Below are 22,339 nucleotides of genomic sequence, written 5' to 3'. Positions count from 1 at the left end.
CAATTATACAGAAAAAGCGACATTAAGTAACAATGTCGCTTTTTTGTTTGCCCGCTATTTTTGAGCAAGTAAATATATCTAAGATAAGTGCATTCTTTGGTTGCGAACCAAAGTTTGAGCTATATAATGAATCAACTATAAATTTTTTGATAAATATCAAAAAAAATTGAGAGCGAGTGAAAAACTTGCCCATATTTTGCGCTGACCCCAGAGGTTAGTCTTGAGTTATTAACTCATTTATCCAATAAGCGTGTCGTTTATCTGACCCTCATGGTTGACACCTGAGGCGGAGCGAACTCCGCAGGTGACCCCAAAATATAGAATTCCATCGGGACGAATATCGGCTCGAGTCAATTTAAAATTAGTTTTGAGGAAAGTTGCTGTGACACGAATTATCGTAGTAGGCGGCGGTGCGGGCGGTTTAGAGCTTGTTACCAAACTAGGACGTACATTAGGCCGTAAAGGGCGTGCAAAAGTAACCTTAGTCGATCGCAAGGCGAGTCACTTATGGAAACCGTTATTGCACGAGGTGGCGACCGGCTCTTTGGATGAAGGTGTCGATGCTCTGAGCTATCGCGCCCACGCCAAAAACCACCATTTTGATTTTCAAATGGGCAGTTTGCAAGACATCGATCGCGAGCGCAAAGTCATTAAATTGCATGAGCTCAAAGATGATCATGGTGAACTGCTGATGCCAAGTCGTGAAATAGAGTACGACATTCTGGTTATGGCGATTGGTTCAACCTCGAACGACTTCAACACGCCAGGCGTGCGTGAACACTGCATCTTCCTTGATAGCCCAGAGCAGGCGCATCGTTTTCGCAGCGAGATGAATAATCAATTTTTAAAACTGCATGCCAAAAATGGTAACGGTACGGTCGATATTGCGATTGTTGGTGCTGGTGCTACTGGTGTCGAACTCTCTGCAGAGCTCCATAATGCTGTAAAAGAATTACGTACCTATGGTTTTGGCGATCTAGATTCAAGCAAGCTGAACGTCAATCTGATTGAAGCGGGCGAGCGTATTCTACCAGCGTTACCACCACGTATTTCTTCTGCGGCGCATCACGAATTGACCAAACTTGGCGTTAATGTTCGTACTGCCACCATGGTAACGAAAGCCGAAGCTGACGGTTTAGTGACAAAAGAGGGCGATAAGATCTCGGCTCAGATTATGGTCTGGGCTGCCGGTATTAAAGCGCCAGACTTTATTAAAGATCTCGCTGGGCTTGAAACTAACCGTATTAATCAACTGGTGGTCAAAGAGACGCTTCAAACCACACGTGATGATGATATTTTCGTGATTGGTGACTTGGCTCAATGTACTCAAGCTGACGGAACGTTTGTACCGCCTCGCGCTCAAGCGGCTCACCAGATGGCCAGTCGTGCGTTTTCTAATATTGTCGCAAAACTGAATAACCGTGAACTTAAGCCTTATGTTTATCAGGACAAGGGGTCATTGGTCTCACTCAGTCGCTTCTCAACCGTAGGTAGCTTGATGGGGAACCTCACCAAAGGTTCAATGATGGTTGAAGGTCGTATTGCACGTGTGGTGTACATATCACTATATCGTATGCACCAAATGGCATTACATGGCTTGTTTAAGACCGCGCTGATCATTTTGATGGGGCGCATCAACCGTGTACTTCGCCCTAATTTGAAATTACACTGATCAATAGTACGGCATTGGAACCGGAGCAAAATTGCTCCGGTTTTTTTATATCTCAATCGGCAACTTAGGTAAGACACCACCGCGTGGTCAACACTATTTGCCTGACACCTTCTATTACTAGCTCAACTTTTCATTAGCATTGGTCTGGCGGGATCTGGATGGCCTGTCAGTTGGATAGGAGACTCATCCAGGGCACCGATAGCTTGCAGATCGTGATGATTGTTAACTTATCATTTTAAATGAGAACCAGTTGCATTATCATTGAGCGCAATTATAGCCAACCTACCAATGGATCATCTGTCTTTTGGCTATGCATAAATTTTGTGTGGACGGTTTGTAAGTAATACGAACCTTGTTAAGTGTCAAAGCACTGGTGACGGTAATAGCCCGTTGCCAACGATAGAGAATATGAAAACTTGAATATAAACACACCTGCATTTGATCGTATTAACCGTGTTCTGGTTTATATCCACGCCAACCTCAGTTGTGCGTTATCGCTAGAGGATATTGCGAAACAAAGTTGTTGGTCTCGTTGGCAACTACAAAGAGTGTTTCAAGCCGAAACGGGGCTTACCGTGGCAAACTATGTGAGAGAGCTGAAGTTAAGCCAAGCGGCGGAAGAGTTGCTTGATGGCACAGAGCGTGTGATAGATATTGCGCTTGGGCTTGGGTTCAATTCTGAAATTAGCTTTAGTCGTTCGTTTAAGCAGTTGTTTGGGACGAGTCCAAGCCAGTATAGAAAAGCGGGTAAAAGAGTCGGGTTGAGAAAACCGATACAAGTGTCTAAAACCGTGAGTGCCGCCGACAAGGGAGGGCTCAGTTTTGTTGAGGTTCGTATTGATGAAAGAGAGCCTTTTCTTGTCAAAGGCATCACATCAGAAATCACGGGCTTATTTTCACTTACTCAAGATTTTGTACAGAAAGTCCCTGAACTTTGGGGGCGGTTGGCACATGAAATGACGCTTCCAAATGATAACGTGCTGCAGTTTGTTGGTGTTGTCGACCTTACTCAGTCTTGCTTTGATGGCACGAATATTCACTATTGGGCTAGTGTCGAGCTTGATGAAGGTGTTGCAATCCCCCAGTTACCGAGCATTATCTCTGAGCGATTAGAGGTACTGACTATTCCTAAGCAAACTTACGCCGTGGTAAAACATTGTGGGCCTATTGAGGCTTTGCGACATACTTTGAGTTGGTTTGTGCTTAACTGGCTACCAAGTTCTGGTTATCGTGGCGTAGATGGTTATGAACTCGAAGTGTATCCATTGGGTTATCAACCCGATGCCTGTGATGCTGAAATGGAGTACTGGATTCCTATTATTAAGTCGTAATCATCCCGATGTCTTGCTCTTTATTGAGATTTTTGTTCAATAGGCAGATCGCGCTTTTCATCGCCCGCAGGTCCAATGCTAGCAAAATAGACCAAGTTCTTTCTAATTTGCACCAAATTGTTAATTATCCCTTCGCCAAATACATACAATGCAAATGAGATTTATTATTATTTGTGTTAATTATTGGTACCGAGGGAATCATGACAACTCACGCTCGTTTTAACTATTCATCACTGGCAGTCGCGTTACTGACGGCGTTCTCTGTGCAAGCATCGGCACAGGAAAACGCTGCTGTGACAGACTCTAGTGTAGAAACTGTCACTGTTTTAGGCAAAGCCTATCGGAATACCGCCACCAAGTCGGCGCTGGAGCCAGAAGAAACCCCTCAGGGTATTACGATTATTGATCAAGAGCAGTTAGAGCAAAGAGGTGTCAAGTCTTTGAATCAAGCCCTTCGCTATGCGCCAGGTGTTGTGACGGAGCAAAAGGGTGCTTCGGTGACTATGTATGACACGTTTTCTATTCGTGGTTTTACTAACAAGCAAAGCTATTATGATGGATTGATTTTACCCTTCCTCACAGGTTGGAACCTACAACCTCAGATTGACCCAATCGCAATTCAGCAAGTAGAAGTGTTTAAGGGGCCCACATCGGTGCTTTACGGGGCGATGCCACCGGGTGGCATGGTCAATATGATTGCGAAGACGCCTCAAGAATACCGTTCTACAAAAGTGGTCCTATCCGCAGGCTCAAGAAACTTAACACAAGCATCAATTGATACTGCGGGGCATTTGGCTGATAGTGAATTTTCATACCGTTTGGTTGCACTTGCACGTAAACAGGACAGCCAAGTTGATAATGGTGAAGAAGAGCGTTATGTGGTTGCTCCATCGTTAGATTGGCAGGTATCTGATAGAACATTAATTAACTTCAATCTTTATTATCAGAACGATCCTTCAATGGGCATAAACTCTGCAATGCCGCTTGAAGCATTGAAAGCCAGTGAGCCTTCTGTGTCTATGGGCGATAAAAACTGGAGCACTTTTGAGCGCGAAGTTTTTATGCTCGGTTATAAGGTCAATCACCAGCTCAACCCTAACTGGACTTTCCTACAGAATGCCCGTTATTCCGATGCGTCCCTATCTCAAAAAAATACCTACCATCGCAGTACCAACTTTAATCCTGCGACTGGTCGTTTAATGCGCAACGTGTATAGCACGGATGAGAAGTCTCAAAGCTTTGCTATCGATAACCAAATTTCGGGACTTATTGAAATTGGCGGCCTAGAGCAAAACCTACTGTTTGGTATCGATTACCTAAAACTCGCAGGTGACTCTTTATATCAAGAGTTTACAGCGAATACAGGATTCTACGGGTTTGATGCATACCTTCCAAATAATGAGTTGCTTGATAACAGCCAGCTTCAAGAGAATTACCGTGAATCGCATGACATAACGACCGAACAACTGGGTTTATACTTCCAAGACCAAGTTCGTTACGATGGATTAGTTCTGCTTGCGGGTGGACGTTTCGACCTATTTAAGGCAAGTGACGATAAGACTGGCTTGAGCCCGGCGAGCGATGGCACACAAACAGCCGATCACAACCAATTTTCTTACCGCATTGGTGCTATGTATGAGCTAGAAAATGGCGCCTCTCCATTTGTAAGTTACGCTACGAGCTTTGAGCCAGCCGCAGGTACCGACATTAACGGTCACTCATTGAAGCCTCAGTTAGGTGAGCAGGTAGAGTTTGGGGTGAAATACCTTTCTGCTGATAGATCACAACAACTTACGGCATCATACTTTTACATCACCAAGAAAGACTCGATTGCGCCAGACCCGGCGGATCCAAGCTATCGGGCAAAGATTCAATTGGGTGAAGTTCGCTCTCAAGGTATGGAAGTCGAGGGTCGATGGTCGGTGACGGAAGATTGGGATGTTAACGCCAACTACACTTATATTGATATGGAAGTAACGCAAGATGCCAACCCAGACCTTGAAGGTACGACGCCTATTTACGTACCAACCCACGCTGCTAATCTATGGAGTAATTATTATGTTTATGGTGGCCCGTTAGCGGCAACGCGTTGGAGTGTTGGTGCTCGTTATATGGGTGAGATGGAGAGGGATGCAACAAATACTCAAGGTAAAGTGCCGGCTTACACCGTGGTTGATTTATCAGTAGGCTACGATTTGGGGGCCGCGAGCGATGCTCTAGCGGGTGCCACCGCTAATCTATTGGTTAACAACTTATTTAACGAAGAGTATTACACCTGTTATGACCAATCTAACTGTTGGTTTGGTACAGAGCAATCTCTAGAGCTCAACGTCAATTACGAGTTCTAATTAACTTGAAGCCATCAATGTAAGCAGCCCATGTGGGCTGCTTTTGTCGTTTTGTGAGCTTCTAGTCTGGGATGACTGAATAAACCAAGCCCACTTGAGGTTTACCTGCAAAGATAAAGCGATTCTTCGCCTGACATTCAAATTCGCCACCACACGCTTCGATCAACTTTTGGCTCGCGAGGTTTTTCGGATCGCAAACCACTTCAATACGTGTCAGTTTTAGCTGCGAAAAGCAGAATTCAATCAGTGCGTTTACCGCCTTCTTAGCCAAGCCTTTGCCTTGATATTTGTCCGCTATCCAGTAGCCGATACTCGCCATATTAAAGGTGTGATACAGCTCGTTGATCGCCACCATACCAATGAGCTCGTCAGTTGTTCGGCAGAACACACCAAAGCCATACGCATCCCCTTTAACCCAATTGAGGCGCGTTGCTAATAAAAATCGTTCTGCTTCTTGGGATGAAAAGTCACAATGACACCAGTCTATCCAATGATGCAGACTAGGAGATGCGAGGATGCAGTCTTGCAGCTTGTCGCTTTCTGGAGCATCAATTAATCGCAATGTCAGCTGTTGGGTGATGATTTGGTAATCTGGGCTCATAAAACAAAGCCCTCGCAATGAGGGCTAATCATTATTGGTTGACTCGACGGACTTGGATGATAACCCCCATCAGAGGGTGGTCAAGGTAGTGAGTCTCAGTACTGCGCATGCGGCGTTTTTGATCCAAACGATAGCTTTTAAGAAACTCTTGCTTCACAACGGTAGGTGAAATTTCTTCCATCATACCGACTTGGGTGGTTTGGTCTTGAGCGTTTAGTGTTGGCGTATCAGCATCAGCGGCTGCTAATTGCGGTTGGCGTTCTTGCAAGATAATGTCACGTACACTTGGTTGTTTCAGATCCATTTCTACATCGGCATACAAGTAATGTTCGACATACACTTGCAACTTACCGTCAAGTTCGTAGAGCGGCTGTGGGATCGTCTCTTCGGTTACCCCTTCCAAGACTTGATCGCCATTATTATCGCCAAGCATTGAGCCGTCGGGTTTAAATTGATTCGAGTAGTCTTTTCCGGCTTGAACGTGAAAAATAGGTGCGCCCAAACGCCCTTGGTCACCTTGACGCCAGGCTTTGTGCATCAGCACCTCGAAACCTGCGTGCTGCTTAAGCTTTTGCACTTCACCGGTTAGTTGATAGTCTGAGTAAGGCAGCATCATGACACCTTTATTGGCACGAAAGCTGGCATCGGCAAAAGAGCCTGCGCGAGTAAGATCAATCTCAGGCAGCTTGTTTGGCCATGACTCTGAGGTTTGCTCAGCTTCAACCGCACGTTTAAAAATGATCACTTCGATATCAAACTGACGCTGTGCCATCGACGGCATTGCAACCAGCATCAGTAACAGCGGGATCAATGTCTTCATTACAACTCCAAGAAAAGGTGCATTGCACCTTTAAGTTAATTGGTGGACTTTCTAAGCCTTAGGTAATAGATTTTGCTGGAATTCTGCCAACATGTCATTCACAAACTGAATGCGCTCACGTCTATCGACTAATGGTATTGTAAACTTGAACTTAGTTGGGCCATCCATCGCGAATTTTTGTGGCTGAGATTGCAATAGTTTAACTAAGTACATCGGGTTAATGTCAGCATCTGGATAGAATTCGATAAAGCCACCTTTATCGTGCGCTTCAACCTTCCTCACTTTGAGTGTTGCTGCCGTAAGTTTTAGTTGTGCAACAGACAGTAGATTCTTGGCTGCATCGGGCAGTAAACCAAAGCGATCAATCAGCTCAATCTTAAGTTCAGCCAGTTGTTGTTCGCAGCTGACACTGGCGATCTGTTTGTACATAGATAAACGGGTATTAATATCAGGGATATAGTCGTCGGGCAATAACGCGGGAACCCGCATCTCGACTTCCGTCTGGTCACGTAACAACTCATCCAATGATGGTTCTTTACCTTGCTTAAGAGCTTCGACGGCTTGTTCGAGCATTTCCATATAGAGAGTGAACCCGACCGATTGAATCTGACCACTTTGTTCATCGCCGAGCAGTTCACCTGCGCCACGGATTTCAAGGTCGTGAGTCGCGAGAGTGAAACCGGCGCCCAAGTCTTCGAGTGAGGCAATAGCATCGAGGCGTTTAATCGCGTCTTTGGTCATCGCCTTAGGGTGTGGTGTCAGCAAATAGGCGTAAGCTTGGTGGTGTGAACGACCTACACGGCCGCGTAATTGGTGCAGTTGAGCCAAGCCAAGGTTATCTGCTCTGTCCATGATAATGGTATTGGCAGTCGGAACATCGATACCAGTTTCAATAATCGTGGTACACACCAATAGGTTAAAGCGCTGGTGATAGAAGTCATTCATCACGCGCTCAAGTTCACGCTCGCGCATTTGTCCATGAGCCACTGTGATGCGCGCTTCCGGAATAAGTTTTTCTAAATCTGCCGCTATTTTATCAATGGTTTCGACTTGATTGTGCAAGAAGTAAACTTGGCCACCACGCATAACTTCTCGCAGAACCGCTTCGCGCACCACGGCGTCATCACGTTGGCGAACGAAGGTTTTTATCGCCAGACGGCGCGCTGGTGGCGTCGCAATGATCGACAGATCGCGCATGCCACTCATCGCCATATTGAGGGTTCGTGGTATTGGGGTTGCCGTTAGGGTGAGAATGTCCACATCGGCACGCATTGCTTTCATTTTCTCTTTTTGACGCACCCCAAAACGGTGTTCTTCATCCACAATGAGCAGGCCCAAATCTTTAAACTTGATATCGTTTGACAGCAACTTGTGCGTACCGACGACAAGATCAACTTTGCCATCTTCAATATCTTGCATGACTTGTTTCTGCTCTTTGGCTGATTTGAAACGAGACAGAACCTCGACTCGAATTGGCAGGTTAGCGAAACGGTCGCGAAAATTTTCAAAGTGTTGTTGGGCAAGCAGGGTGGTTGGAACGAGGACCGCAACTTGTTTGTCGTTATCGGTGGCCACGAATGCGGCGCGCATCGCGACCTCCGTTTTACCGAAACCAACATCACCACAGACTAAACGGTCCATCGCTTTGGCTTGGCACATATCAGACAGCACGGCATTAATGGCCATCGCTTGATCGTCTGTTTCTTCAAATGGGAAGCTCGTTTTGAAGGTTGCATATTGACCACGGTCGAGCATGAATTTGAAGCCAGATTTTATCTCTCGCTTGGCGTAAACATCGAGTAATTCTGCGGCCACATCACGCACCTTCTCTGCCGCTCTACGGCGCGCTTTTGTCCAAGCTTCACCACCGAGTTTATGCAATGGTGCGCCATCTTCCGCCCCCCCTGAGTAGCGACTGATTAAGTTTAACGAGGCGACCGGAACATACAGTTTGGCGTCATTTTGGTATTCGAGCGTCACGTATTCCGTGGTCATGCCACCGGCTTCAAGGGTTTGTAGACCAATATAGCGACCAATACCGTGATCAATGTGGACAACAGGTTGGCCAGGTTTAAGTTCCGCGAGGTTACGGATCACCGCGTCACTGTTGGTGCTCTTGCGGTCTTTGCGCCGTTTTTGAATGACGCGATCGCCGAGCAAATCACTTTCACAGATAAGAGCGATGTGATCATTGCCGTAGACAAAACCGTGTTCTGCGGCGCCGAGTATTAAACTGAACTTCTCTTTAGCACTTAACGCCTGAGCAAAGTTCTCGACGGATTCGGGTCTGAGTTTGATTGGTTGCAACAGCTCTAGCAAAGCCTCACGGCGACCTTCTGACTCAACAGAAAAAACGATTTTTCCGCTAAAGGTTTCGCTGAACTGACGCAGGGCAGACATCGGCTCTTTGTTTTGATGTTGAACGCTAAGGTCAGGTAGCGGCAAGAGCTCAAGGTTGCTACGGCCTTGTTTTTCACTAATCGGGTCGATAAACAGCTGACTTTGCGGCAAAGGTTTAAAGTGACCAAACAGCTCGTCTTTCTTTAACCACAGTTCATATGGGGGCAAAAGTGGTCTAAGTGGGTCAATTTTGCGCTGGTCGTAGCGGTAGTCAACATCGGTCAAAAAGGTATCAATGGCCTTTTCAATGTCCCCAACGGTCACCAACTGACTGTTATCGGGAATGTAGTCAAACAGAGTTTCGGTTTGCTCAAAAAACAGCGGCTGCCAATACTCGATACCAGCAGGCCAGGTGCCTTTGGATACTTGCATATAGACCGACTCAGGCTCACGACGCGCTTCAAAGCGCTGGCGCCAACGAATGCGAAAATCTTCAATGGCGCTTTCAGTGGTCGGGAACTCATGGGCCGGCAGTAGGCGTATTTGTTGAGTGTCTTCAATCGAGCGTTGATTCTCGGGGTCAAAGGTACGAATCGTATCTATTTCATCATCAAAAAAATCGATGCGATAGGGTGCATCTGAACCCATAGGAAATAGATCGAGAATCGAACCACGACTGGCATACTCGCCAGGGCCAAAAACTTGGTCGACGTGACGGTAGCCGGATTTCTCCAGTTGGAGGCGCAGTTTCTCGAGCGAAAACAGCTCGCCGACTTTGACCATCAGTGTGTGCTGCAGCAAAAATTCGCGTGGCGACTGGCGTTGCAGCAATGTACTAATAGGTACAATTGTGATGCCGTTGGCTTGGGTCGGAAGTTGATAGAGACGCGATATACGATCCGAGATGATTTCTTGGTGTGGCGAGAAATTATCGTAGGGCAGCGTTTCCCAATCAGGAAATAGCGCGACGTCTTGCGCGGTAAATTGCTCTATTTCCTGTTGCAGTTTTAGTGCTGTTTGTGGATCTGGTACGGCCAGCAAGGTATGACCTGCATGCGCATCAGCAATTTCAGCGATCGCCAACGCAAGAGCAGCGCCATGAAGGTTACCAATTTGTTTTTTGTCTCCAGCGCCATGAGCGGCTGCCAGAGTGAGTAATGATGTATTGGGCATAATCTATTTTATTTGTTGCGATCGAGTGAGCGTTGACGTAAGAGTTTTTGTTGTTGGAACAGGGCCGCTTTGATCAATAAATCTTGGTCAACATCACGCAGAAGATCGTAATTGATGGTAATTAAGTGTCCGTCATCGTGTTGGTCGACTTTTACCACATGACCATAGCAGTAAATAGCGGCTGCAGGGTGATCTAGAAACATTTTGACGCGCACCTTAGTCGCGGGGTGGAGATTATGATCCGACACATAGGTGAACTGACTAGCGCCAAAAGAGTGCGTTTGGCAGCGCTGTTTCTCATCATCTTGTTGGGATAACATGAAAGTAAGCAGCAGGTTGAGTTTCGAGTTTTGCGTATCGAGAAGTTGAATAACATGTTTAAATTCGCTGTTTTTCAATTCATTACGAGCACTGTCATTGAGAAGATCAAGGTGACTAAATTCACTGGCGACGATAAAGGGTGCCGGAATCTCACTTTCAAACTTTTCGAAACTGGGTAAGGACACATCGTTAGCCAAGGCTTCTATATTGACGGTGATGGTGTGATTAACGGTAAAGAATTCTTGGTCAGACATGTGTGATTCCTTGTGCTTATAGCATTGATTATCGTTATACCAGTCAAGTAATCAAGCTATCCCTTTGTTTATTCCATATTTTAACCATCAATTGGCAATTAAACACTACACGTGCCCGCAATTAATCGGTAGAGTAAACGCCATTATTAAGTCTTTTGGCTGCATATTTGGTTGCTACTATGTTTCATCCTGTCTCCACCTTCATTGGCTTGCGTTATCTGCGTGGGCGCTCCGGTGATAGATTTAGTCGCTTTGTTTCCTTCATGTCAACGGCGGGCATCACCATAGGCGTGATGTCTTTGGTCACGGTGTTGTCGGTGATGAACGGTTTTGAAGCCCAGCTCAAAGGGCGTATTCTTGGCGTATTGCCGCAAGCGATTATTTCACAAGACTCCGGAAACACCGCATTGCAAGCAACACCCCCGGACTTTATCTCTCAAATGTCGAACGCAGGTACCCCTGAACCTGTGGTACAAAGTGAAGCGATTATCCAAAGCCCGAGCCAACTTAGTGCTGGTTTACTATTGGGTATTCAGCCGTCACAGCATGATCCGCTCGAAACACATTTGATTGCCGGGCAACTCTCCAATCTAAAAGCGGGTGAATATCAACTGTTTTTAGGTCATACCTTGGCACGTTCAATCAACGTATCGCTTGGCGATAAGGTTCGTTTAATGGTAACCAGCGCTAGTCAATTTACCCCACTGGGCCGAATCCCGAGTCAGCGCTTATTCACGGTGGCGGGTATCTATAACACAGGCTCTGATGTTGATGGGCAACTGATGCTGACCCATGTACAAGATGCGGCTAAATTGATGCGGATGAAAAACGGTCAAGTGACAGGCTGGCGGCTGTTTTTTAATGACCCATTCGTTGTGTCGGATTTAAGTAATGAGCCTTTGCCCGACGGCTGGACATGGCAAGATTGGCGCGATCAGCGTGGTGAACTATTTCAGGCCGTGCGGATGGAAAAAAACATGATGGGACTCATGCTTGGTCTGATTATCGGTGTTGCCGCATTCAATATCATCTCTGCGCTTATTATGGTGGTGATGGAGAAGCAATCTGAAGTGGCAATTTTGAAAACGCAAGGGATGACAGACAGGCAAGTACTGGCAATCTTTATGGTTCAAGGGGCGAGTAGCGGTGTGATTGGCGCTCTAATTGGCGGCGGCTTGGGAATTGTGTTGGCGAATAACCTTAATCAACTGCTTGAGAGCATGGGCGTGGTGTTATTTTCTGTTGGGGGGGAGTTGCCTATTATGATAAATCCGATTCAGATCGCTATTGTTATCGCGTTGGCGATTGCGCTCAGCCTTGCCGCGACTTTGTTTCCTTCTTACCGCGCATCCACCGTTAAACCAGCTGAGGCTTTAAGATATGAGTAACCTTCTCCAGTGTCACAATATATGTAAAATCTATCGTGAAGGTACCTTCGATACACAAGTTCTCAAAGGAGTGAGCTTTGGTTTAGAGCGGGGCGATTTGGTGTCGATCATTGGTACGTCGGGATCAGGGAAAAGTACCTTACTGCATATCTTGGGTGCGCTTGATGATGCAACCGCTGGACACGTGACCTTTTTAGGTCATGACCTATCGACATTAAGCTCCAATCATCAGGCAAAACTGCGCAATCAGCATCTTGGTTTTGTCTATCAGTTCCACCACCTTCTCGCGGACTTTAGTGCCATAGAAAATGTGGCGATGCCACTGCTGATTGGTGGCGCGAAAGCCAATGTGGCTAAACAGGCGGCCAAAAAACTGCTCGATAAGGTAGGGCTAAGTCATCGCTTAGAACATCGTCCGTCTGAATTGTCTGGCGGAGAACGTCAGCGCGTGGCGATTGCTCGAGCGCTGGTGAATAGCCCCGATCTGGTGTTAGCCGATGAGCCAACTGGAAACCTTGATCATAAAACGGCATTGTCGATTTATGATTTGATGCGCGAGTTAAACCAAGAGTCACAAACAGCGTTTTTAGTCGTCACCCATGATGGAGAGCTGGCCGCGAAGATGGATCGTCAACTGCATATGCAAGACGGTTTGTTGATTAATGTCGAGGGCCGCTAAATGTTATCGTCTTTGTCTCTGCTTATTGGTGGACGTTTCAGCCGTGCGAAACAGCGTAACAAAATGGTGTCATTTATTTCACTTTCATCGACACTGGGTATTGCCGTTGGGGTCGCAGTGATCATCATTGGTTTGTCTGCCATGAATGGATTTGAACGTGAGCTCAATAATCGCGTACTTTCGGTTATTTCTCATGGTGAATTTGAAGGGGTTCGAGGGCCGTTAACTGATTGGCAATCGGTGATTTCACAGCTAGAAAAGCATCCAAAGATCGATGCAGCGGCGCCGTTTGTAAAGCTCACCGCATTGGCTGAAAAAGGCACTCAACTTAAAGCGCTTGAAGTCAGAGGCATCGACCCTAGTGCTGAAAGTCGCGTTTCCAGCCTGAGTGCATTTATTGATTCACAGGTGTGGTCGATGTTTCAGGCCGGAAATCAGCAAGTCATTTTAGGTCAAGGTGTGGCTGATCTGCTTAATGTGGATAAGGGTGATTACCTGACGCTAATGATCCCAACTAACGGGCCAACGACTAAGGTGCAAGCACCGAAACGAGTGCGAGTAAAAGTGGCGGGCTTATTAACTCTCAACGGGCAAATCGACCATAACTTGGCATTGATTCCATTAGCAGACGCTCAATCCTACGCCAAACTCGGCCAAGGTGTGACAGGAGTGGCGGTCAAGGTGACGGATGTGCTGCAAGCGACGCAAATTGTTCGCGAGGCTGGTAACACGCTCAATGACTATGTTTATTTGCGTAGTTGGCAGCAGAAGTTCGGTTTCCTTTATCGTGATATTCAACTGGTACGCACCATTATGTATCTCGTCATGGTGTTAGTGATTGGCGTCGCAAGCTTTAATATCGTGTCGACCTTGATGATGGCGGTAAAAGATCGGGCGGGCGAAATTGCTATTTTGCGCACCATGGGGGCAAGCGATGGTTTAGTGAAGCGAATCTTCGTTTGGCAGGGCGTCTTTTCCGGTGTTTTAGGCAGTATTACTGGTAGCGTTATCGGTGTGATTGTCGCGCTTAATCTTACGCCAATGATCTCAGCGCTTGAGCAGCTTATCGGTCACCCGTTTTTATCCGGGGATATCTATTTTGTCGACTTCTTACCTTCGCAGGTCGCTTGGGTGGATGTGGTGCTCGTCTCATCGACGGCTATCGGTCTTAGCCTTATGGCGACTTGGTATCCTGCCTCTCGGGCAAGTCGGCTTAATCCAGCCGCAGTGCTGAGCGCAAAATAATCCAAGACTAAAAAAGGACCCTTCGGTCCTTTTTCATTTCTATCTGACATCTGTCTTACATCATGCCCATCATTGACTCGGAAACTGAGCAACGTAATTTTTATTTTTTGAGTAGATTTCTTATTCTGATCTTACGTTTTTGCCAACTTCTGACCACCGAGTAGCGCCACAATGCCGTGATGCCAAAGTAACCTAACATCGCTGCTACAATGCCGCAGATCAGACAACCGAGTAAAAACGGCGGACCAATCGTGCTCATTTGATGAAGTAAAAACTCCCACGATAACTCAAAGTGGAAATGTTGTGGTGGGGTATGCATCGCCCAAGCGCCAACTTTGTACGCGAAATAAAACAGCACCGGCATAGTGACAGGGTTACTGACCCAAACTAACGCCACGGATAGAGGCAGGTTAACCCCACACGCGATCGCAAGCCCGGCTGACATAATCATTTGACTTGGCAGAGGGACGAAAGCCATAAAAAGACCCACGGCAAAAGCCCCAGCGGCAGAACGACGGTTCAAACACCACAGGTTAGGGTTGTATAGCACATTGCCAAAAATCTTTAGTGCCTTTTGACGCTTAATTCTTTCGTGGTCAGGCATAAAGCGTTTTATGAATTTCCTTGGCATCGGTAAATATGACTCTCTACTTACATTATTGGACGCTAATCTCATTCTCTGCGCTGGTGGCCACCAGTCCTTTCTGGCCGATACTGCCAGACTGGCGCTACCTATTTTGTGCCGGGGTTATCTTAGTGATGACCTTCAAGTATAGGAGATTGAGAGGTTTTGTTGGGTTAGCTTTAGCGTGTGTTGTCGTATTAGCACATGGTAATTTTATGCGCTTTCAAACGGAAACACTTTTCCAAGCAGGGAACGATATTAGCATAACTGCTGAGGTTGACAGCTTTTTTACACCAATAAAATTCGGCTTTCGTGGCATAGTTATTGTGAGATCAATTAACGGTCACACCTTGACCACTGGTGCGCGCGCAAAAATTAATCTATCGGCGCCGATAGCACTGGTCCCACAACAGCTCATTTCTGCTGATGTGTCACTACGTCCAATTGTCGGGGTTGTTAATGAAGTCGGTTTTGATAGTGAACAGTATGCGCTTGCAACTGGTCTTGTTGGTCAAGCATCCATTAATACAAAGCGAAGTTTCTATGTGGTGAGTGGGACAAATCGACGAGCTCAGTTGATTGACAGCGTCAAGCGTGCTTCGGCAGACACCGAGCATCAAGCATTTATCCAAGCCTTATTGTTTGGTCTTCGTAGCGATATCTCTTCTCAAACTTGGCAGCAATTAAAACAGAGCGGTTTAAGTCACCTTGTGGCAATTTCAGGTTTACATATTGGGATTGCCTTCTCTTTAGGTTGGCTGATGGGTCTAGTGCTGTTTGCTCTTTTTCCACGCTGGGTTTGGTTACCAATGGCAACAGGTTTGGCTTTGGCGACGACATATGCTTGGCTGGCGGGGTTTTCCATCCCTACCCAGCGAGCGCTTTTGATGTGCATCGTATTATGTTGCGTGCAACTGCGTGGCGGGAATTTATCTTATCCGTTTAAGTGGTTGCTGGTTTTGGCTGCGTTACTGTTTATCGCGCCTTTTTCTGTGGTCAGTGCCAGTTTATGGATGTCAATGTATGCCGTCGCCTGCGTATTTGTGTTTATTGCGCTTTGCCCTAAGGGGTGGCACTGGTTAGCTAAGTTACTCCTTGCGCAAATGGTAATAGTGATCGCTATGGCGCCCTTGGTCAGTTGGTTGTATCAGGGGGTAAGCGTCGCGGCGGTGGTTTATAACTTAGTTTTCGTACCTTGGTTTAGTTGGGTGGTCATCCCTTGGCTATTCATTGCAACCACTGCATCGCTATTATGTGACTCACTGTCTTGGCTTTGGATTGGCCTAGATTGGCTTTTTGTGCCGCTGGACTGGGCGCTAGAGCATTCGAATTGGGGCTGGTGGGAGCTTTCGCATCACGAGTTGTACTGGCTTAGTGGGGCCGTACTGTTAGTCGCGCTAATGCCTTTTCTCGCAATCAAAGCTGTCGCGATTGTATTGTGTCTCTTGCTGATCTTGAGTCAACCTTGGCGGGCGAAACCGTTATGGGTGCTTGAGATGATGGATATAGGACATGGTTTAGCAGTGGTGATTCGGCAAGACCAACGTGTCTTACTGTACGACACAGGCGCGGCGTGGAATGACTCGAGTATTGCCGAGCAAGTGTTAACGCCTTATCTGGTTAAATATGGCGTAAAAGAGGTTGATTGGTTGGCGATTAGTCACTTTGATAATGACCATGCAGGTGGTTTTGGTCACCTTTCACAGCGTTGGTCACCGGCTGATATTATGACCAGCCAAGTCGACACGGGCAACATCACTTGCGTGCAAGGGAAAAGTTGGCAATGGGGCAGGCTTTCCATTGACGCTTTGTGGCCGCCGACAAGGGTAGCGCGAGCCTTTAATCCTCAATCATGTGTATTAAAAATCGCAGAGAGTCAAAGTGGATTTAGCCTTCTTTTGACGGGTGATGTCGAAGCCATTGCTGAATGGTTGTTGATCCGAGGGGAAGCCTCACTGGATGCCGAGATCATGACCGTGCCTCATCATGGCAGTCGAACTTCCTCGCTGCCTGATTTTATCAAAGCGGTTAATCCGCAAATAGCGTTAGTCTCGACAGCAAAATACGGTCGCTGGGATCTACCTAATAAGCAAGTCGTCGAACGTTATCAACAGCAAGGTGCTAGATTGCTTGATACGGGAAGCCATGGACAGATAACGGTTAAATTCTATTCGGATCATTACACATTGACTACGATGAGGGCGGTGAAAGGGAATACTTGGTATAGGCAGATGCTGCGTAACCGAGTAGAATAGAGACTATATTGTAAAAGAAAAATAAGCACTTCTATGTCTCTGAATCAAGACGAAACTACTTGGCAAACCTTTAAACGCTTGTGGACCTACATCCGCTTATACAAAGCAGGTCTTGCGGTCGCGGTTGTTGCATTGATTATCAATGCGGTGGCTGATACCTACATGGTTTCTTTGCTTAAGCCACTTCTCGATGAAGGCTTTGGCGATGCAGAATCGAACTTTTTACGCATCTTGCCTTTTATTATTTTCGGTATGATGGTGGTACGCGGGCTAAGTGGCTTTGTCTCGACCTACTGCCTTAGTTGGGTATCAGGCAACGTTGTCATGAAGATGCGTCGAGCCATCTTTAACCAATTTATGCATATGCCGGTGTCCTACTTTGATAAAGAATCGGCAGGCGGGTTGCTATCTCGCATTACTTATGACTCCGAGCAAGTGGCAGGTGCGACTAGTCGTGCCTTGGTCAGTATTGTACGTGAAGGGGCAAGTATCGTTGGCTTATTAGTGCTGATGTTCTGGAACAGCTGGGAGCTATCCTTGGTTTTGTTCATTGTCGCCCCTCTCGTGGCATGGGGTATTGGGGTTGTGTCTAAGCGTTTTCGTAAGATTTCTAGAAACATGCAAGAAACGATGGGGTTTGTTACCTCTGCCGCTGAGCAGATGTTAAAGGGTCACAAAGTGGTCTTGAGCTACGGCGGTCAGCACGTTGAGACAGAGCGCTTTGACAACGTTAGTAACCAAATGCGTCAGCAGTCGATGAAGCTAGTTGCAGCGCAAGCTATCGCAAACCCAGTGATCCAGTTGATTGCCTCGATTGCTCTGGTCGTGGTGCTATTTTTAGCCAGTGTTGACTCAATACGTAGCGAACTCACTCCTGGTACTTTTACGGTTGTTTTCTCGGCGATGTTTGGTCTTATGCGCCCGCTTAAAGCACTAACTAACGTTACTTCAGATTTTCAGCGTGGTATGGCAGCGAGCCAAACCTTGTTTGCTCTGATGGATTTGGATACAGAGAGAGACAATGGCAAGTACCAAACTGACAAAGTACGCGGCGATATTGAAGTCAAAGATGTGACCTTTACTTATGCTGGTAAAGAGAAACCAGCGCTCAATAATGTCAGTTTCAAAATTCCTCAAGGTAAAACTGTCGCTTTGGTTGGCCGCTCGGGCTCGGGTAAAAGTACCATTGCGAATTTATTTACCCGTTTTTACGACGTCGACACTGGGGCAATTTACCTTGATGAGCACGATATTCGTGATTACACCTTAAGTAATTTACGTTCCCATTTTGCGTTGGTTTCGCAAAACGTTCATCTGTTTAACGATACCATTGCTAATAACATCGCTTATGCAGCGACAGAAAAGTACAGTCGTGAACAAATCGAACATGCCGCGCGTTTGGCTCACGCAATGGACTTTATCGAAACCATGGATAAGGGTTTAGATACCGTCATCGGTGAAAATGGTGCCAGTTTGTCTGGTGGGCAACGTCAACGGATTGCGATAGCTCGTGCGTTGCTGCGTGATGCGCCAGTGTTAATTTTAGATGAGGCAACGTCGGCGCTCGATACCGAATCAGAAAAAGCAATTCAATCAGCACTCGATGAGTTACAGAAAAATAAAACAGTATTGGTGATTGCTCACCGTCTATCGACCATCGAAAGTGCGGATGAAATATTAGTCGTAGATGAAGGCGAAATTGTTGAACGCGGCAGTCACAGTGAGTTAATTAACAAAGATGGCGCATACGCCCAGCTTCATCGTATTCAGTTTGGTGCTTAACCTTGATTGAGAAGATCTGGTTTGAGAATTCGCCGTTAAAATACCTGTTATGGCCACTTCTGTGGCCGCTAAGCCAGTTGTTTGCTGTGATCAGTCAAGCGCGTCGATGTCAGTATCAAGGCGGATCAAAACCGACCTATCGGGCGCCTGTTCCTGTGGTGGTGGTAGGCAATATTACCGCTGGTGGTAATGGTAAAACACCAGTAGTAATTTGGCTTGTGGAGCAATTACAACAGCTAGGTTACCGACCAGGAGTAGTTTCACGCGGCTATGGCGCCAAGGCGCCGAGTTATCCATTAACGGTAAGCCAAGACACATTAACCAAACATTGTGGTGACGAACCTAAGCTGATACACAAACGTACCTCAGCGCCAGTGGCTGTTTCGCCTCAAAGAAGTGATGCAGTCAAGGCGTTACTGCCTTTGGGTGTTGATATCATTATTACTGATGATGGATTGCAGCACTATGCGTTAGAGCGAGATGTTGAAATTGTTGTGGTTGATGGTGCACGTCGCTTTGGCAACCAATCACTGCTGCCACTCGGGCCTTTGCGTGAATCGGTGCAACGATTACTAGAAGTCGATTTGGTCATTACTAACGGTGGTCAAGCTGAAGATGGCGAGCTTGCGATGACACTTGCGCCGACCCAAGCCGTCAATATGGTGACAGGACAGCAAGTCGATGTGACTGAGTTAGATGAAGGCCTAGTTGCCATGGCAGGAATTGGTCATCCGCCACGCTTTTTTAATACGCTTGAGCAACTTGGCGCAGACCTGAAATACACTCAAGGCTTTGCCGATCATAAAGATTTTGAACCGTTACAGTTAGAAGCTTTGGCGGCAAAAGGTAAGCATCTCATCATGACTGAGAAAGATGCGGTAAAATGTACGAATTACGCGAAAGATAATTGGTGGTACCTGCCTGTCACTGCACAGTTTAGCCAGCTCGACCAAACGCGGATTCTCAATAAGATAAAAGAGGTTAAGGAAAAGTATGGATCACCGTCTGCTTGAGATTGTTGCCTGCCCTGTATGTAAAGGTAAACTCGCATTTGATAAAGATAAGCAAGAGCTTGTGTGTAAATTTGATCGCCTCGCTTACCCGATTAAAGAAGGCATTCCCGTACTTTTAGAGCCTGAAGCGCGCAAAGTGAGCATGGACGAGGGCAGATAATGTCATTTACTGTTGTTATTCCGGCGCGTTACCAATCAACGCGATTACCTGGCAAGCCTCTTGCTGAGATTGGTGGTAAGCCAATGATTGAGTGGGTCTATGGCCAAGCCATTCAAGCGGGAGCAAAAAGCGTCATCATCGCGACGGATGATCATCGAGTAGAGCAAGCAGTGAAAGGGTTTGGTGGCCAAGTTTGTATGACTTCACCCAATCATGAATCTGGTACTGAACGTTTGGCCGAAGTGGTAAAAAAGATGGCCATACCTGACGAACATATTATCGTCAATGTTCAAGGAGATGAGCCATTGATTCCACCAAGCATTATTAGTCAAGTGGCGGAAAATTTAGCTAACAGTCAAGCGCCGATGGCGACACTTGCGGTGGAAATTACCGATCAAGCCGAAGTGTTTAATCCTAATGCGGTGAAAGTGTTAACAAATAAAGACGGTTATGCGATGTACTTTAGTCGTGCAACCATTCCTTGGGATCGTGATAATTTTGCGAGTAACGATAAAGTCATTGCGCAGCCTCTGATGCGTCATATCGGCATTTATGCTTATCGCGCAGGTTTTATTAATACGTACATCAACTGGCAGCCAACCGCCGTTGAGAAAATTGAATGCTTAGAGCAGTTACGTGTACTTTGGTACGGCGAAAAAATTCATGTGGCGGTGGCCAAACAAGCACCAGCCGCCGGCGTTGATACGCCTGAAGACCTCGAGGTAGTTAGACACATTATCGCCAACCAATAAATCAAAGGCCCTATATTAGGGCCTTTCTCGTCATATTAGATGTTAGCGTCATAGTCGCCACGTTTTGGGCACGCCCCAAGAATTTCACGACGCCCGGTCTCTTTGACTTCTTCAAGTACGACATCGAAACCCCATAAACGATAAAGGTGTTTAAGCACTTGCTCGTAACTGTCGTCAAGAGGGATCCTATCATGTGGCACATACTGCAAGGTTAGCGAACGATCGCCGCGCACATCGACATTGTAAACCTGAATGTTTGGCTCTAAGTTGCTCAAGTTATACTGCGCGGCTAATTTTTCACGTATTGCTTTGTAGCCGACATCATTGTGAATAGCACTGACTTCGATAAAGTTTTGGCGGTCATCGTCCACAATGGCAAACAGTTTAAAGTCACGTATGATTTTTGGTGATAAATATTGGCTAATGAAACTTTCATCCTTAAAGTTTTGCATGGCAAAGTGAACCGCATCTAGCCAATCGGTTCCTGCAAGATCGGGGAACCACTCTCTGTCCTCATCGGTCGGATGTTCACAAATACGACGAATATCTTGGAACATAGCAAAACCTAGCGCGTAAGGGTTAATACCGCTGAAGTACTGACTGTTATATGGAGGTTGCGCGACGACGCTGGTATGGCTATGTAAAAACTCCAGAATAAACCTGTCTGTCACTAGCCCATCATCATAAAGATGATTCAGTATGGTGTAGTGCCAGAATGTTGCCCAACCTTCGTTCATCACTTGGGTTTGTTTTTGCGGATAAAAATACTGACTCACTTTTCGTACAATGCGGACTATTTCACGCTGCCATGATTCAAGCAAAGGCGCATGCTTTTCAATAAAGTAGAGAATGTTCTCTTGCGGCTCTGAGGGAAATCGAGTTTTTTCATTCTCAGCTTCGACCTTCGATTTAGGAACCGTGCGCCACAAATCATTTACCTGTGATTGCAAATAGCTCTCGCGTTCTTCTTGGCGTAACTTTTCTTCGGCGATAGAAATTTTTTCAGGTCGTTTGTAGCGGTCCACGCCAAAATTCATTAATGCATGACAGGAGTCCAACAGTTCTTCAACTTCCTTAACACCGTATTTTTGTTCACATTCTGCAATGTACTTCTTGGCGAACAGCAGATAATCAATGATAGAACTTGCGTCGGTCCAAGTTTGGAACAGATAGTTGCCCTTAAAGAAAGAGTTGTGGCCGTAGCAAGCATGGGCCATCACTAAGGCCTGCATGGTGACAGTATTTTCTTCCATCAAGTAGGCAATACAAGGATCGGAGTTAATCACAATCTCATAAGCTAAACCCATTTGACCATGTTTGTAGCCTTGTTCGGTCTGTATGAATTTTTTACCAAATGACCAATGGTTATAGTTGATGGGCATACCGATACTTGAATAAGCATCCATCATTTGTTCAGAAGTGATCACCTCAATTTGATTGGGGTAGCTATCTAAACGATAGTGCTCTGCGACTCGTTTTATTTCAACGTGGTAACGTTCGAGTAGATCAAATGTCCAATCTGGACCATCTGGCAATGCTTTGCTCTTCGTCGGCTTTTTCGTTTTGGTTGTTGTCATACC

At 46.3% G+C, this 22,339-nt stretch carries 17 protein-coding genes; 11 read left to right on the top strand and 6 right to left on the bottom strand.

Annotated elements, in window-relative coordinates; translation table 11 throughout:
- Window positions 1–382 precede the first annotated feature (382 nt).
- The 3 genes from CDZ87_RS01810 (at window position 383) to CDZ87_RS01800 (ending at window position 5,351) form a co-directional block, all read left to right on the top strand.
- Window positions 383–1,672, top strand: coding sequence for an NAD(P)/FAD-dependent oxidoreductase (locus CDZ87_RS01810; RefSeq protein ID WP_100751915.1), 1,290 nt, complete (start codon window positions 383–385; stop codon window positions 1,670–1,672).
- 422 nt (window positions 1,673–2,094) lie between these two features.
- Window positions 2,095–3,003 carry an AraC family transcriptional regulator gene (locus tag CDZ87_RS01805; protein ID WP_100752046.1) on the top strand — a complete coding sequence of 303 codons (909 nt, stop codon included), beginning with the start codon at window positions 2,095–2,097 and terminating at the stop codon, window positions 3,001–3,003.
- Between the two features lie 200 nt (window positions 3,004–3,203).
- The gene (locus CDZ87_RS01800) at window positions 3,204–5,351 is read left to right on the top strand and encodes a TonB-dependent siderophore receptor (protein WP_100751914.1); all 2,148 of its coding nucleotides are present in this window, start codon (window positions 3,204–3,206) and stop codon (window positions 5,349–5,351) included.
- A gap of 61 nt (window positions 5,352–5,412) precedes the next feature.
- On the opposite strand, the gene CDZ87_RS01795 is transcribed toward CDZ87_RS01800, so the two are convergent.
- From CDZ87_RS01795 to CDZ87_RS01780, 4 genes are read right to left on the bottom strand one after another with little or no spacing between them, the layout of a single operon-like run.
- Window positions 5,413–5,952, bottom strand: a complete 540-nt coding sequence (locus tag CDZ87_RS01795; protein ID WP_100751913.1) for a GNAT family N-acetyltransferase — start codon at window positions 5,950–5,952, stop codon at window positions 5,413–5,415.
- 31 nt (window positions 5,953–5,983) lie between these two features.
- Entirely contained in the window at window positions 5,984–6,772 is a 789-nt protein-coding gene (locus CDZ87_RS01790) for a peptidoglycan binding protein CsiV (protein ID WP_100751912.1), read from the bottom strand.
- Between the two features lie 51 nt (window positions 6,773–6,823).
- The gene (mfd, locus tag CDZ87_RS01785) at window positions 6,824–10,285 is read right to left on the bottom strand and encodes a transcription-repair coupling factor (protein WP_100751911.1); all 3,462 of its coding nucleotides are present in this window, start codon (window positions 10,283–10,285) and stop codon (window positions 6,824–6,826) included.
- Between the two features lie 8 nt (window positions 10,286–10,293).
- Window positions 10,294–10,860, bottom strand: a complete 567-nt coding sequence (locus CDZ87_RS01780) for a PilZ domain-containing protein (RefSeq protein WP_100751910.1) — start codon at window positions 10,858–10,860, stop codon at window positions 10,294–10,296.
- Window positions 10,861–11,039: 179 nt separating this feature from the next.
- Here CDZ87_RS01780 and lolC point away from each other — a divergent pair, with 179 nt between their 5' ends.
- Genes lolC through lolE form a run of 3 tightly spaced genes read left to right on the top strand, consistent with a single transcriptional unit; the run spans window position 11,040 to window position 14,172 of the window.
- Window positions 11,040–12,248 carry a lipoprotein-releasing ABC transporter permease subunit LolC gene (lolC, locus tag CDZ87_RS01775; RefSeq protein ID WP_172953541.1) on the top strand — a complete coding sequence of 403 codons (1,209 nt, stop codon included), beginning with the start codon at window positions 11,040–11,042 and terminating at the stop codon, window positions 12,246–12,248.
- A complete protein-coding gene (gene lolD / locus CDZ87_RS01770) occupies window positions 12,241–12,927 on the top strand; it encodes a lipoprotein-releasing ABC transporter ATP-binding protein LolD (protein WP_100751908.1) in 687 nt (228 codons plus the stop codon). Before lolC ends, lolD begins: the two co-directional genes overlap by 8 nt.
- Window positions 12,928–14,172: a lipoprotein-releasing ABC transporter permease subunit LolE gene (gene lolE, locus CDZ87_RS01765; RefSeq protein ID WP_100751907.1), complete on the top strand. Its 1,245-nt coding sequence runs from the start codon at window positions 12,928–12,930 to the stop codon at window positions 14,170–14,172.
- A 100-nt stretch (window positions 14,173–14,272) separates the two neighbouring features.
- Here the strand turns inward: lolE and CDZ87_RS01760 are convergent, their stop codons facing one another.
- Window positions 14,273–14,803 (bottom strand): DUF2062 domain-containing protein, encoded by a 531-nt coding sequence (locus tag CDZ87_RS01760; protein WP_038172721.1) that lies wholly within the window; start codon window positions 14,801–14,803, stop codon window positions 14,273–14,275.
- Between the two features lie 8 nt (window positions 14,804–14,811).
- On the opposite strand from CDZ87_RS01760, the gene CDZ87_RS01755 reads away from it, so the two are divergent.
- From CDZ87_RS01755 to kdsB, 5 genes are read left to right on the top strand one after another with little or no spacing between them, the layout of a single operon-like run.
- Window positions 14,812–17,052, top strand: coding sequence for a DNA internalization-related competence protein ComEC/Rec2 (locus tag CDZ87_RS01755; protein WP_100752045.1), 2,241 nt, complete (start codon window positions 14,812–14,814; stop codon window positions 17,050–17,052).
- Window positions 17,053–17,085: 33 nt separating this feature from the next.
- Entirely contained in the window at window positions 17,086–18,834 is a 1,749-nt protein-coding gene (gene msbA, locus CDZ87_RS01750) for a lipid A ABC transporter ATP-binding protein/permease MsbA (RefSeq protein ID WP_100751906.1), read from the top strand.
- Window positions 18,835–18,836: 2 nt separating this feature from the next.
- On the top strand, window positions 18,837–19,847 hold the full coding sequence (gene lpxK, locus CDZ87_RS01745; RefSeq protein WP_100751905.1) for a tetraacyldisaccharide 4'-kinase: 1,011 nt from the start codon (window positions 18,837–18,839) through the stop codon (window positions 19,845–19,847).
- Window positions 19,828–20,007, top strand: a complete 180-nt coding sequence (locus CDZ87_RS01740; RefSeq protein ID WP_100751904.1) for a Trm112 family protein — start codon at window positions 19,828–19,830, stop codon at window positions 20,005–20,007. Before lpxK ends, CDZ87_RS01740 begins: the two co-directional genes overlap by 20 nt.
- The gene (kdsB, locus tag CDZ87_RS01735) at window positions 20,007–20,759 is read left to right on the top strand and encodes a 3-deoxy-manno-octulosonate cytidylyltransferase (protein WP_100751903.1); all 753 of its coding nucleotides are present in this window, start codon (window positions 20,007–20,009) and stop codon (window positions 20,757–20,759) included. The genes CDZ87_RS01740 and kdsB overlap by 1 nt, the downstream gene beginning before the upstream one ends.
- 35 nt (window positions 20,760–20,794) lie before the next feature.
- Here the strand turns inward: kdsB and CDZ87_RS01730 are convergent, their stop codons facing one another.
- Window positions 20,795–22,336 carry a SpoVR family protein gene (locus CDZ87_RS01730; RefSeq protein ID WP_100751902.1) on the bottom strand — a complete coding sequence of 514 codons (1,542 nt, stop codon included), beginning with the start codon at window positions 22,334–22,336 and terminating at the stop codon, window positions 20,795–20,797.
- Window positions 22,337–22,339: the final 3 nt, after the last annotated feature.

The sequence above is a fragment of the Vibrio salilacus genome (genome assembly GCF_002811245.1).
GTDB lineage: Bacteria > Pseudomonadota > Gammaproteobacteria > Enterobacterales > Vibrionaceae > Vibrio > Vibrio salilacus.
Note: the sequence above shows the minus strand (reverse complement) of the source record. Positions and strands in the feature narration are given on the sequence as shown.

What these genes read in the sequence shown, in the direction of transcription:
- CDZ87_RS01800 (WP_100751914.1), top strand. Translation starts at nt 3,204, where the DNA reads ATGACAACTCACGCTCGTTTTAACTATTCATCACTGGCAGTCGCGTTA.
- CDZ87_RS01795 (WP_100751913.1), bottom strand. Translation starts at nt 5,952, where the DNA reads ATGAGCCCAGATTACCAAATCATCACCCAACAGCTGACATTGCGATTA.
- CDZ87_RS01790 (WP_100751912.1), bottom strand. Translation starts at nt 6,772, where the DNA reads ATGAAGACATTGATCCCGCTGTTACTGATGCTGGTTGCAATGCCGTCG.
- mfd (WP_100751911.1), bottom strand. Translation starts at nt 10,285, where the DNA reads ATGCCCAATACATCATTACTCACTCTGGCAGCCGCTCATGGCGCTGGA.
- CDZ87_RS01780 (WP_100751910.1), bottom strand. Translation starts at nt 10,860, where the DNA reads ATGTCTGACCAAGAATTCTTTACCGTTAATCACACCATCACCGTCAAT.
- lolC (WP_172953541.1), top strand. Translation starts at nt 11,040, where the DNA reads ATGTTTCATCCTGTCTCCACCTTCATTGGCTTGCGTTATCTGCGTGGG.
- lolD (WP_100751908.1), top strand. Translation starts at nt 12,241, where the DNA reads ATGAGTAACCTTCTCCAGTGTCACAATATATGTAAAATCTATCGTGAA.
- lolE (WP_100751907.1), top strand. Translation starts at nt 12,928, where the DNA reads ATGTTATCGTCTTTGTCTCTGCTTATTGGTGGACGTTTCAGCCGTGCG.
- CDZ87_RS01760 (WP_038172721.1), bottom strand. Translation starts at nt 14,803, where the DNA reads ATGCCAAGGAAATTCATAAAACGCTTTATGCCTGACCACGAAAGAATT.
- CDZ87_RS01755 (WP_100752045.1), top strand. Translation starts at nt 14,812, where the DNA reads ATGACTCTCTACTTACATTATTGGACGCTAATCTCATTCTCTGCGCTG.
- msbA (WP_100751906.1), top strand. Translation starts at nt 17,086, where the DNA reads ATGTCTCTGAATCAAGACGAAACTACTTGGCAAACCTTTAAACGCTTG.
- CDZ87_RS01740 (WP_100751904.1), top strand. Translation starts at nt 19,828, where the DNA reads ATGGATCACCGTCTGCTTGAGATTGTTGCCTGCCCTGTATGTAAAGGT.
- kdsB (WP_100751903.1), top strand. Translation starts at nt 20,007, where the DNA reads ATGTCATTTACTGTTGTTATTCCGGCGCGTTACCAATCAACGCGATTA.
- CDZ87_RS01730 (WP_100751902.1), bottom strand. Translation starts at nt 22,336, where the DNA reads ATGACAACAACCAAAACGAAAAAGCCGACGAAGAGCAAAGCATTGCCA.